The sequence below is a fragment of the Nesterenkonia sedimenti genome, assembly GCF_012641515.1.
Classification (GTDB): domain Bacteria; phylum Actinomycetota; class Actinomycetes; order Actinomycetales; family Micrococcaceae; genus Nesterenkonia; species Nesterenkonia sedimenti.
In genome coordinates, this window is record NZ_JABAHY010000004.1 from 146,816 (window position 1) to 158,218 (window position 11,403).

Annotated in this window: 9 protein-coding genes, 1 tRNA gene and 1 other RNA gene; 3 read left to right on the forward strand and 8 right to left on the reverse strand. The window is 62.3% G+C overall.

Features of this window, described 5'->3' with window-relative positions; all coding sequences use genetic code 11:
• Positions 1–14: 14 nt before the first annotated feature.
• The 7 genes from HGQ17_RS06265 to HGQ17_RS06290 all read right to left on the reverse strand — a co-directional run bounded on the left by HGQ17_RS06265 (position 15) and on the right by HGQ17_RS06290 (position 8,324).
• Positions 15–1,238 carry a hypothetical protein gene (locus HGQ17_RS06265; RefSeq protein ID WP_168887109.1) on the reverse strand — a complete coding sequence of 408 codons (1,224 nt, stop codon included), beginning with the start codon at positions 1,236–1,238 and terminating at the stop codon, positions 15–17.
• Between the two features lie 297 nt (positions 1,239–1,535).
• Entirely contained in the window at positions 1,536–1,766 is a 231-nt protein-coding gene (locus HGQ17_RS15010; RefSeq protein ID WP_211090477.1) for a hypothetical protein, read from the reverse strand.
• Between the two features lie 24 nt (positions 1,767–1,790).
• Entirely contained in the window at positions 1,791–2,183 is a 393-nt protein-coding gene (locus HGQ17_RS15015; protein WP_211090478.1) for a glycerophosphodiester phosphodiesterase family protein, read from the reverse strand.
• Positions 2,174–2,383, reverse strand: coding sequence for a hypothetical protein (locus HGQ17_RS06275; RefSeq protein ID WP_168887110.1), 210 nt, complete (start codon positions 2,381–2,383; stop codon positions 2,174–2,176). The genes HGQ17_RS15015 and HGQ17_RS06275 overlap by 10 nt, the downstream gene beginning before the upstream one ends.
• Positions 2,384–2,399: 16 nt before the next feature.
• On the reverse strand, positions 2,400–6,941 hold the full coding sequence (locus HGQ17_RS06280) for an ExeM/NucH family extracellular endonuclease (protein WP_168887111.1): 4,542 nt from the start codon (positions 6,939–6,941) through the stop codon (positions 2,400–2,402).
• Between the two features lie 425 nt (positions 6,942–7,366).
• Positions 7,367–7,455, reverse strand: a tRNA-Ser gene (locus HGQ17_RS06285).
• 56 nt (positions 7,456–7,511) lie between these two features.
• Positions 7,512–8,324, reverse strand: coding sequence for a tyrosine-protein phosphatase (locus HGQ17_RS06290; protein ID WP_168887112.1), 813 nt, complete (start codon positions 8,322–8,324; stop codon positions 7,512–7,514).
• 223 nt (positions 8,325–8,547) lie between these two features.
• Between HGQ17_RS06290 and HGQ17_RS06295 the strand changes: the two genes are divergently transcribed.
• From HGQ17_RS06295 to HGQ17_RS06305, 3 genes are all read left to right on the forward strand, one after another.
• On the forward strand, positions 8,548–10,008 hold the full coding sequence (locus HGQ17_RS06295; protein ID WP_168887113.1) for a hypothetical protein: 1,461 nt from the start codon (positions 8,548–8,550) through the stop codon (positions 10,006–10,008).
• A 63-nt stretch (positions 10,009–10,071) separates the two neighbouring features.
• An RNA gene (ffs, locus tag HGQ17_RS06300) (signal recognition particle sRNA small type) lies at positions 10,072–10,168 on the forward strand.
• Positions 10,169–10,248: 80 nt separating this feature from the next.
• Positions 10,249–10,647 carry a hypothetical protein gene (locus HGQ17_RS06305; protein ID WP_229503350.1) on the forward strand — a complete coding sequence of 133 codons (399 nt, stop codon included), beginning with the start codon at positions 10,249–10,251 and terminating at the stop codon, positions 10,645–10,647.
• A gap of 13 nt (positions 10,648–10,660) precedes the next feature.
• On the opposite strand, the gene HGQ17_RS06310 is transcribed toward HGQ17_RS06305, so the two are convergent.
• The gene (locus tag HGQ17_RS06310; protein ID WP_168887114.1) at positions 10,661–11,206 is read right to left on the reverse strand and encodes a thermonuclease family protein; all 546 of its coding nucleotides are present in this window, start codon (positions 11,204–11,206) and stop codon (positions 10,661–10,663) included.
• Positions 11,207–11,403: the final 197 nt, after the last annotated feature.

Below are 11,403 nucleotides of genomic sequence, written 5' to 3' on the forward strand. Positions count from 1 at the left end.
CTGCCGCCGAGGGCTCAGTCCTCGGTGGCGCGGCGGAGGCCGACGAGATAGGCGATACCGGCAGCGATCAGGGCACCGCCGACAATTGCCAGAACGACCACCCAGCCGTTGAGCCCATTGCCGTCACCTTCACCCTCTGCGGTGGCATCGGTCTCTGCGGGGTCTTCACCCTCGGAACCCTCAGGCTCTGAGGTGGCCTCTTCGGTGGCGTCGTCGTCGTTGTCTTCCTCTGAGTCCTCTTCAGAGGTCTGGCCTTCCTCGGGACCCGGGACATCATCGGGGATGGGCCAGATGTTTCGGTCCGAATACCCGGCCTCACTCTCATGGACCCCGGGATCTCCAGGTTCCAGGGACTCACCGTTCAGGCTCAGCGCGAAGGGCGTCCAACCGAGGACATTGTCCTCCTCATCGGTGGCCACCAGACCGTAAATGCCGCTGTAGTCCACATCTTCGCTGGCCACCAGAGTGTTCCAGCGTGGGCTCTCAGCACTGGCGCCCGTACCGTCAGTCAGCAGCTCGGCCGGCAGGAAGACTGCCTCCTCGCCTCCGGGAGGCAGCAGCCAGAGATCAGCCTCAGCTGCCTCGGCCTGCAGTTCCACGGTGAACTCCTGGTCCAGCGGGATAGTGGGCTCATCCTCGAAGATGCTGATCAGGCCGTAGGTCTCCTCGGTTAGGGACTCCAGGGTCGGGGCCTGGCTGGAGGGATCAGAGTTCTCCCCATTGGAGGGAACCGGCCAGAGCTCCTCGGCCTCGCTGCCATCGAATTCACGGTCATCGCCTTCTACCATCACGGGGTAGGGGGTCCAGGTGATGATCTCCCCGCTGGTGCCGTCCACGGCGGTGAAGGCATACCAGTCGGAGCCTTCGAAGTCATCGCTGGAGAGCAGGACCTCGATCAGTTCGACTTCCTGCTCGGGATAGGTCGGGGAACCGGGATTCTGATAAGTATCGGACTCCGTCTCTCCGGAGCCGATGAGGATATCGTCCCCCTCAGCGGAGAGCGCCCAGATCTCCACGGTCTCGGGGATATCGAAGTTCTCCGAGGCCAGCATCAGGTCAAACTCGGTATCTACCGGGAAGATGCCTTCACCCTCACCCAGGGAGAGGCCACCGTAGGTGTCCTCTGACAGTTCATCCTGTTGGGGTGCGGCATAGGCCGCGGGGCCGGTTGCCAGCACCAGTGCACTCACTGCGCCCAGGGACGTGACCGTACGGAGTAACCTCACGGTGCTAGTCATGGTGAAACAGCTCCTTTGAAATGTCAGTTCTTCAGAGACTATCTACACTCATCTGGACAAACAGTGAGCGCACTGGTGATGCTGGCTGAGAGTTCCCTAGGACACAGTGGAGCCCGGCTCCTGGTCCTCACAGACGTAACCATAGGTGGGGTCTTCACAGAGGATAGCGATGGCAGTTCCCTCCTCCCCATTGGCAACTAGCTCCCATTAAGCCCCTGAAGTGCAGAAGTTTCCCCGTTCGGCGGCATGATGCGGAACAGGGGAACTTTGCGTGCGTGAACGCTCCGTGCGTATCAGCTATTCGCTCGCTGCGTCCCTCTTGCGGTGGGAACGGTAGAGAACCAGGCCGCCGAGCCAGGGGGATGCCCCGGGCTCGCCGATCTGCAGGAAGTCGTGATTGGTCAGGGCAACCCACGGCAGATCCGGATTCAGCTCGGCCACCACCTGCAGGGCGCCCCAGTCGAAACTCTGAATCGTGGACTGCTCGACCATGCCATGTTTCTCGATCTCCGAGACAACAGCCGGCACGAAGACATCCCGGGGCTGGGTCTCCTAGGGAGCTCCGGCCTCTACCTTGGTCTCGATATTCAGCGTCACATCGTAGGCCTCATGCTCATGGATGAGTTCAAAGACCTCATGCAGTTCGATGATGGGCTGCGGGTGGACCTCCTGATCGGGCCAATTCTGGTGTGCTTGGTAATTGCACTCCAGAGTCTGGACCTGTTCCAGGGTGAGGTCGGCAATGTATTGATCGACATAGGGGAAGTCTGGGTCCCCTTCGAATGCCGGCTCGGTGTCACGGCAGAGGTGGTCGAAGATCTGCCGGTCGTGCCAGACCAGAACGGCGCCATCGGCTGTGACATGGGTGTCCAGCTCCAGGGTTGTCACGCCCATCTCCAGGGCATTGGCAAAGGCCTCCGGAGTGCTCTCCGAGATCAGCGCCAACCCACCCCGGTGGGCCTGCAGGTCGAATGTCCCTGCAGGCCCACCGGGGTGACATCGTAGGCCGGGACCTCGAAACCACACTCCGGCTGATCCGGTTCCTCAGTCTCGGTGGCCAGGGCAGCCGAGGGGCCGGCCACCCCCAGTGCGGCGGCCAGACCCGTGGAGAGCAGTCCGCGTGGGGTCACCAGGTCACGATGCATGGTCATCACCTGTGCCTCAGCCGATGTTCTCTGCACGCTGGCGAGAGGCCCGCAGCACCAGGGCGCCGAGGCCGACCAGGACTAGGGCAGCCAGCAGGATCCAGCCGATGGTGGCACCGGTGGCGGCCAGGCCGTCCTCGTCAGTTCCCGAGGTTCCTGCGGGATCGGTGTCATCCTCATCGTCATCGTCAGCACCGGGTGAACCGGCATCAGCCGGCAGCACCGTCAGCTCCGCGGAGCCCTCACCGGAGGTGCCGGTGACCGTGAGCTCATACTCGCCGGGTTCAGTTTCAGCCGGGATGGTGACCTCTGCAGTCAGCGCCCCGTCGTCGTCGGTGGTGAACTCGCCCAGGGTGGGATTGAGCTCGACGACGACGTCTTCTTCAGCGCCGAACCCGGAGGCTGTGACGGTGACATCCTCACCGGCTTCGACTTCCTGGGGGTCCACGCTCACTGAGATGCCGGTGGGATCCTCGTCATCGTCGTCGCCCGGGGGAGGGAACTCACTGTCGGCGAAGACGATATCGGCCACGATGGGATCGTGGTCAGAGGAACGCCACTGGTCCAGGCGGAAGATATCGCTGGCGGTGTAGTTGTGGCGGGAGTACTCCAGGGCAATCGGCTCCACTGCGTTGATCTGCCAGATCTCGGTCTGGGCCACCGTTTCAGTTGCGGCCGGGGAGGAGATCAGGTGGTCCAGGGAGCCGACCTCGGCCTGGAACATGTAGCTGAAGTCCCCGGTGGCAGCCGAGAGGTTGGTGTAGTCCTGATCGAAGAAGACCTGCAGGGGGTCCTCATTCTCATAGGAGTTGAAGTCGCCCATGAGGTGGACGTTCTCGGTGCCGGTCTCCTCGACCAGGGCATCGGCGAATGCCTGCAGACCCTGGGCCTGGTAGACCCGGTCATAGTTCCAGGGTGACTGGCCATCGCCCTGGTCGGCATTGGGGTCATCGTCCTCAACACCGGAGGCGCCCTTGGACTTGAAGTGGTTCACGATGGCGATGAACCGGTCCTCCTCTGTACCGTCTACCGGCTGAAACTCCACAGCGAAGGGTTCGCGGGCATTGGAGTAGATATCCGCCAGCTCGCGGTCAAGGGACTCGAAGTGCTCGGGGTTCAGCTCAGAGACACCCTCATCGAAGAGGATCCAGCTGTCGACCACTTCGAGGGCCTCAGGCTTGTAGATGTAACCGTTGCGGATGACATCCTCATTCTCCAGATCAGGCACGGCCGCCGGTTCGGAGACATAGTCCCAGGCCTCGTAGCCGAGGTCCTCGTTCAGGGCCTCGACCAGGCGGGCGTGAGCGTAGTCGCGGTCGCCCTCAGGGTGGAAGTGACCGGAGTTCTCCACCTCCTGCAGGGCCACCATATCGGCGTCCATATTGTTGATCGCCTCGACGATCTTGGCCTGCTGACGCTCGAAGGCTTCCTCACTCCATGCCCCGCGCACATCGCACCAGTCAGCGGTTGTGGGGTTGCCCTCACGGTCGGGGTAGTACTCGCAACCTTCCTCGTCCTCACCGAGGTGGACGAAGTAGTTCAGAACGTTGAACCCGGCGATCCGGAGGTCCCCGGCGCGATCAGCGGGTGTTTCGTTGCCGATCCGGGTGTTCTCGAAGCTGGCCGGTGTGGCCTCGTCCTCGGGGCCGTCGAGCCGGCTGGTGGGCTGCAGACGGTACTCGCCGAAGTCATAGTCGACGATCACCGGCTGTTCGAACTCCACAGCAGCGCCGACGCGCACGGGGTCATCTGCGGTGATGTAGGGCAGTTCGAGGTCGCTGCCGTCGAGATCATCGCTGGCGCCGTCGTCGAGGTAGAAGAGGCGCTCGCGGTTCTCGGCCTCCAGCTCATTGGCGGGCTCACCGGGGTCCACCACGGAGGTGGGATTGAACAGCGGGTCCTCACCGGCCACGATGCCGATCTCGCCGTAGCTGAGCAGATCGTAGTGGTCGGTGACGGTGTAGTCGCCCTGGGGGGCGATCAGCATGCCCATCAGGGAGTCGCGATCCTCGGGGTTCTCCGGGAACTCGATCTCGGCCGGCTCAACCGGGGCGAAATCCTCATCCTCGAGCAGGGTGAGCTCGTGGTGCTCTGCGGGGTCCTCGCCCTCCTCATCGGCGAAGAGGTTCAGCTGTTTGGATCCCTCGAAGTGGGTGGCATCACCGGTGATCTCGACGTAGTCGCCGATCTCCACCTCAGCCTCGCCGGGCTCTTCACCGACGAACTCGGGGGCGTAGACGAAGATCGCATCGGAGACATCATGCTCATCGAGGTCCAGCTCCCCGCCGGTGCCTTCGGTCTGGATGTAGAAACCGCCGAAGCTGCGTTCGGTGGGGTAGACCGCGGTGACCACACCGCGGGTGGTCACACGGATCTCACCCTCGTCCTCGTGGTCCTCCAGCAGAGCGTTGAGCTCGCTGATCTCATACTCATCGGCCTCGTCCGCCTCATCCTCGATCGGAACGGAGAGGGTGACCTCGGTACCGGTGACCGGCTCACTGAGCACCAGGGGAAGCTCGCCGTCCTCGCCGGTCTCCTCAGGGATCTCCAGGCGGATCTCGGCCTGGCCACGCTCATCGGACTCATCGGTCCAGGCGGTGTCGATGCTGAACTCTTCGCTGACCGTCTCGCCCAGTTCCACCTCAAGGGTGTCACCGACCGGCACATCCTCATGGGCCCAGGCCAGGGAGGAGACATCGATGGCGAGTTCATCGCCGGGGGAGTAGGTGGTGTCCTCATCGGTGACCCAGTGGACACCGATTCCGCCGCGCTCCAGCTCCGGCTGCAGGGTCTGCTGCTCCTCGGCGTAGTCGACGATGGCCTCGAGGTCGTTCTGGCCGGTGTCGTGCATCTCCAGAGCTTCGGGGGCGATATCCAGTCCGCCACCGCCGCCTGCCATATGGCTGTTCAGCGCGACCTCGTAGGTCTCCTCGGGGTCAACTGGTTCACCGTCGATCCAGATTCCGGTGATCCGCTCACCGGCACCGGCTTCTGGGTCATAGGTGTAGAAGACATTGCTGGACTGCCCGTGCCGGGAGAACCGGTCCTCATCCTCGCGCCACTGCTGCTCGAAGATGGTGTAGACCTGCTCGCCGGTGAAGCTGCCGACCATCAGGGTGTTGGCGAAGGGCTGGGCATCGCCGAGGTCGCGGATGCTGATATCACCCAGTGGGAGATCGGCGCGCAGGCCACCGGAGTTGGTCAGCGCGAAATCAGCCTCGGGGTTGGTACGGTGGACTGCCCAGAGCTGGGCGTCGGCAACCAGTTCACCGAGGGTGGAGGCTGCAGCGCGGTTATCGCTCTCCCCGGATTCCACATAGGCCCGGGCGAAGGGGACTTCACCCGCCACGCTGGCGACTACCTCGGCACCGAGTTCCTCGGCGACCTCAACTGCATCGGCCACGATGGCGTCCACCTCGGGGTGGGAATCGCAGGCCAGCTCCTCGCTGCTGAGATCCACCAGCCGGGCAGAGGAGTCCACGAGCTCACCGGAGCCGGTGTCGAAGGAGAGCTCCAGGTGAGAGAGGTACTCCCCGTATTCACCACCCTGGGCGACCCAGAGGGCACCTTCCTGCTCCACATAGGCCTGGTGGGTGTGCCCGGAGAAGACTACATCGATGGCCGGATGCGCGTTCTCTACGAGGTCAGCGAAGCCGGTTCCCCCGTAGCCCTCATGGACCAGAACGGCGACGACGTCGGCGCCCTCCTCTTCCACAAGGTGTTCGGCGTAGTAATTGGCCTCCTCGGATAGGGCGGTCCACTCAATATGGTCGATGCCGTCAGGGCTGACCAGCCGCGGCATATCCATTGTGTTCAGCCCGATGAAACCGACTGCGACGCCGTCGACCTCATGGATCTCATAGGGCTCGTAGAGGTGCTCGCCGGTGTCCACATGGCGGGCGTTAGCGCCCAGCCAGGTGAAGTCTGAGAGTGGGATGACCCGGTCGTCGAAGTCATCGGCGCCCTGATCGAATTCGTGGTTGCCCAGGCTGGTGACATCCAGGCCCATGGCGTTGAGCGCCTCGATGGAGGGCTCGTCCTGCTGGATGAAGCTGGTGAAGGTCGACGCGCCGATATGGTCGCCGGAACCGGTGAACAGGGTGTTGGGGTTCTGCTCGCGGTAGGCATCGACAGTGCAGGCGATGGCGGAGGCGGATTCCTCTAGCCGTCCGTGGAAGTCGTTGGTGTTGAGGATCTGCAGATCGACGACCTCGCCGTCAGCCTCAGTCTCTTCGGTGACCTCCGAGTCCTCTTCAGTGGGAGCCTCGTCCTCTTCAGCTTCGTCGGTGTCGCCTTCGTCCTCGGAGGTGTCCTCCTCACCGGTTTCCTCTTCGGAGGTTTCGTCCTCCTCTGAGGTGAGCTCGTCCTCGTCGTCGCCGGCTTCGTCCTCGGCGATTTCGGTGGGGTCTGCTTCCTCTGTGGGCTCAGCCTCGGTATCGGCCCAGGCGGCGGGGGAGATGCCGATCAGGGCCAGAGCGAGACCTCCGGCAGTGATGGCTTTGGCGAGTTTCGGTGCCCTGAGCTGGTCGGGCACAGGGACGTGGTCGTCACGAGTCATGGGGCGTTCCGGTCCTCATCTGAAGCTGCGTACAGTGATTCCTCAGCATGCTGGCCGAAGTGGCACAGCACACGATCACCACCTTAGCCAGGTCCAGGTAAACGGGGTGCAAACACCGCTTTACAAGACCATGGCTGCAGTCAGGGATGAGTTCAGAACGGCGGGAGAGAGGTTATCCACAGGGCCGGACGGAATGTCGGCTCAGCGCCATAGGGTAGAAGCGCCGGCCGGATAGCCCGGCCGACATGGTTAGGAGGTAAATATGGTTGAGATCATATTTATCGCCGCCGCTCTTGTGACCATAGTCGCCGGAATGGACCAGTTCGTTTATCGGCGGCGAAAACAATAAGAGTAGCGGCGGCCCCGTTGGGAATGAAGGTTAGGGCCTGATCTCCCAACGGGGCCATTCGCTATTCATTATATTGCGGAGACGGAGGGATTTGAACCCTCGGCAGAGAATTAACCCTGCACCACCATTCCAGGGTGGCTCCTTCGGCCGCTCGGTCACGTCTCCTGAAGGTGTCCCCTCCGGGGAGGAGGACCGATCCATCGTAGCTGAAAAATCCGCAGTCAGCCAACTAGCTTGGTGTGCAGGTGCTCACTGAGGATCCCGGGGTCAGTCTCAGTCTTCAAAATATCCCGCAGTCCAGGGGCTCCCCCCAGCTCGGTCAGCATCGAATCCATGGAATCCGCAGTGGCTGACAGTAGCGGATGGTTGGAGGCGAAGAAGGCTGCGGCACGTTGGGCGCCGTCGTCGTTCTTCTTCGACTGGGTATAGGCCGCAGCCCTCAGGCGCAGGAAGATCTGTTCAAGGTTCTCCTGGGTGCGGGCGTAATCGGCCACAATGTCATTGCGGTCCGCGCCCAGCAGGCTCAGCACCACAGCGGCCAGAATCCCAGTCCGGTCCTTACCTGCGGCACAGTGGAACAGCACCCCGCCCTCGGTAGTGCCGATGACCTCCAGTCCCTGGGAGACCTCGTGGACATGGCTGCGCACCAGGCCCGCGTACCAGCGGCCCACATCCGCAGGGGAACGCATGCTGGGTGCGGCTTCCACCAATGCCAGAGGGTTGACCGCTGCCTCGGCCAGCGGCAGGTGATGGTGCCTCACTCCCAGCTCGGCAGCGCTGTGGTGCGGGGAGGCATTCACCTCGGGCGTCGATCGCAGGTCCAATACCGCGCTCAGGCCGCGGTCGAATAGGCTCTGGATCTCCTCGCGTGGGGAAATGGTGGGGTCATCGGAGCGCCACAGTAGCTCCGGTTTGACCCGCCCCCCTTCTACGGCAATGTCGCCGAGATCGCGAATATTGACCAAGGGGTGAGCGGGCAGAGGGCTGGCAGTAAGCTCTAGGGCTTCTGCCGAAGAGGAGGCCTGTGACGTCATCTCACCCATCCTAAGTCCCCGCCAAGATGCACATTGAGGCATTCAGGTAGTTCTCGGAAAACAGTCAGCAAAGAGGCAAACAGGTTCAGATAGTCTCTTGACCGTGACATCGCACGGGGATCCCGACGCCCAGGGATACGAACCAGACGGATACAGGGCTGAAACGCAAAATCCGCAGCCGAACCCTGCCCAGCCGAACCCTGACCAACAGCACTCTGGTCAGATGGATCAGGGCCCGCTGCCAAGCGCCCAGGACCTCTGGCAGCACCAATCTGGTCAGAACCTTCCGGGGCAGCAGCCGGAATATCCCTCAGCTGGGGCAGCCCCCTATCAACAACAGCAGCCGCCATACGGTCCACCGGTGAATGCGCCGAACTATCCGAACTACTCTGCGCCACCCCACCAGCCCTACCCGCAGGCACCTGGGGGCTACGGTGCCCCGGTGCCGCATCAACCAGGGGAGCAGCAGAAGGAGAAGAAGGGATTCGGTCCCGGTGCCGTGATCGGCGGAATCGGTGTGCTGGTCCTGCTCTTTGCCATCTTCTTCGCCCTGACCTACTGGATTTTCAGCGGCCGGGCAGGAGATGCCTCCAGTACTGCGGGGGATCCCGTCGAAGCAGGCGAGGATACCGAGGAGCAGGAGGAATCCGAATCGGAGGACGAGCCGGAGGATCTGCTCGAGGAAGAAGGCTTCGACGACGATCTTCTGGAGGACTTCGACTACGAGGAACTCTCCGATACTGACTCCGACTCCCTCGGAGTCCCCACCGATGATGAGGGCCGGGAGTTGCACTGGCCCGGCGAGCAGCCCGAGGGTTCCTACCACATCGAAGAGCGTGAGCTCTATCCGGTGATGGAGGAGCACATCATCGAAAAATATGAGTTCTGGCAGGACCACTGGCAGAACGGCACTCTTCTGGAGGAAGCCGGGCTGGAGGAGACCGAAGAGAACCTGGACTACGCCCAGGCCTTCATGTACATCATCACCGACCACCGCAATGCGCTGCTCTTCGGCTCATTCCAAACCTCCACCAACCCCGGGGAGCTCGACGCGATCATCCAGTCGAGGATGGATGCAGTCGATGACTACGAGGAGCGGTTCCTCAACGGGGAGGACCTCGGAGTCACTGTGACCGTGGTGCAGTCCGACGGGGAGGTGTTCGAATATGAGGAAAGCGAGGCGACCCAGCAGGAGAACCCCGAGGAGTTCGCCGAGACTTTTGAGCCGGCGATCGGAGAAGACGGCACCTACCGAGACTCCGCACAGGAACTGGCCGAGGCATTCGGTCTCTATGTCACTTATGACTTCGAGTCGATCTATGAGGGGTGCACAATGCACCCCGATCAAGACACCACTCAGGTGATAGCTGCTTACTGCATCGCCACCCCAGAGCTCATCTATGTCAATAATGAGTTTGCTCTCTACCCCGACTACCTTGAGGACCTCGATTTCATCGAGACGATCCGTCACGAGATTGCCCACCATCAGATCGGTGAGATCTGCGGTGCGGTGGCCCCCAGTATCGCCGGGGATCTCGTCGAAGGGGTGACCAACTCCTATGCGGTGCTCTACCTCGGTGCAGACCGGGATCTGCTTGAGCTCCACGCGCCACCGGAGTACCTCACCAGTGACGAAACAGATGAGATCGCCCAGGCCATCGCCGAAGAGGGTCGCTGCTCCTGAATCGACACCTCTGCGAGGGGGTGCTCAGTTCGCGTGAGGAGGCAGCTCCGCGATATGCTGGAGTCTGGCCCCACGCGTGGTGTCATCCTGCTGAACTCCCCCAGGACCGGAAGGTAGCAAGGGTAGGTGGGCTCTGGCAGGTGCGCGTGGGGTTTCTAATTCCCTCATTTTCTACACAATGTAGAACTCATCGGTAGACTGGGCAGTGCGAGCACCATACCTCACTCTCAAAGGAGCACCATGACTGCCGAATACTCGACCTCTCCGATGCCTAAGCTGACTTTCATCTTCGGTGCGATCCTCGTGGTCGTCGGGGGCGGAGGGTACGTTTTCTCCCTGACCAATAACACCGATCACTGGACTGCCCTGATCCCTGCGATCATCGGCGTGCTGCTGCTGATCAGCGGCGCGATCGCCCTGAAGAACCTCATGGCGGGTATCCACATCGCACTGCTGATCGCCCTGGTCGGAGCCTTGGGCATGTTCATGCCGCTGATGAACCTGGGTGAACTCTTCGCAGGTGAGGCCGAGCGCCCGGCAGCGATCATCTCCGCGCTGATCTCCCTGATCGTGCTGGTGGTCTACATCATCCTTGGTGTGCGCAGCTTCCTGGCTGCCCGCCGCTGGAAGAAGGGCTGAAGCCCCGCCCCGTTCAACACAGCGTAAAGACGCCTGCGCCCTCGGATTCCGCCTGGGCCCAGGCGTCTTCTATTTGGTCGAGAAACCTGTCATTAGGCGCATAGTATGCCGGCTCTGCCCAGCCCTGACGGGCCAGCTCCTCATTGACGAAGACTTCATCGGCGAAGACACCGGCCAAGAGGCGGTCATACTGGTCCCGGCGCTCCTGGTCGAATTCCAGGACAAGCTCATCACCAGGGCTGATCATCTCGCTGATCGCCTCCGAGGCCTCCGGTCCGCCGCATTCAACGGGCTCTTCCGGGTGAACTGTCTCCGGGGTGTCGATATTTAACAGGCGTACCCGCTCCTCCTGACCGGAGAGCTCGACGACGATCGTATCGCCGTCGATGATGCGGACCAGTTCAGCGGCAGCGGCATCCTCTGAGAAACCATCTGGCACCGAAGGTTCACGGTCCTGCCACCAACTGAACACCGCAGCCAACACAATCACCACCGCGATCATGCCCAGCCAGCCGCCGAGGCCGCCGGCTAAGGATCGACGGCGACCACGGCGAGGCACAGAGCCCCTCCATCCGGGTCTACGGCCAGTGGCCCGCCGGATATGGCGCCTGGCCCCACGGCGGACTGCTCGTTGGACATACCTATTTCTGCTCATCTGCGTTCTTCTCGCCCCGGTCCGGTCTCTGCGTTATCCATTCCATCTTCCCAGCAGGGGAGGACATGCTGAGCCACCCCTGTGGATGTGATCTGGGTCCA

Excerpts from the sequence above, each read along its gene's own strand:
- HGQ17_RS06275 (WP_168887110.1), bottom strand. The coding sequence starts at position 2,383 with ATGCATCGTGACCTGGTGACCCCACGCGGACTGCTCTCCACGGGTCTG.
- HGQ17_RS06280 (WP_168887111.1), bottom strand. The coding sequence starts at position 6,941 with ATGACTCGTGACGACCACGTCCCTGTGCCCGACCAGCTCAGGGCACCG.
- HGQ17_RS06290 (WP_168887112.1), bottom strand. The coding sequence starts at position 8,324 with ATGACGTCACAGGCCTCCTCTTCGGCAGAAGCCCTAGAGCTTACTGCC.
- HGQ17_RS06265 (WP_168887109.1), bottom strand. The coding sequence starts at position 1,238 with ATGACTAGCACCGTGAGGTTACTCCGTACGGTCACGTCCCTGGGCGCA.
- HGQ17_RS06305 (WP_229503350.1), top strand. The coding sequence starts at position 10,249 with ATGACTGCCGAATACTCGACCTCTCCGATGCCTAAGCTGACTTTCATC.
- HGQ17_RS06295 (WP_168887113.1), top strand. The coding sequence starts at position 8,548 with ATGGATCAGGGCCCGCTGCCAAGCGCCCAGGACCTCTGGCAGCACCAA.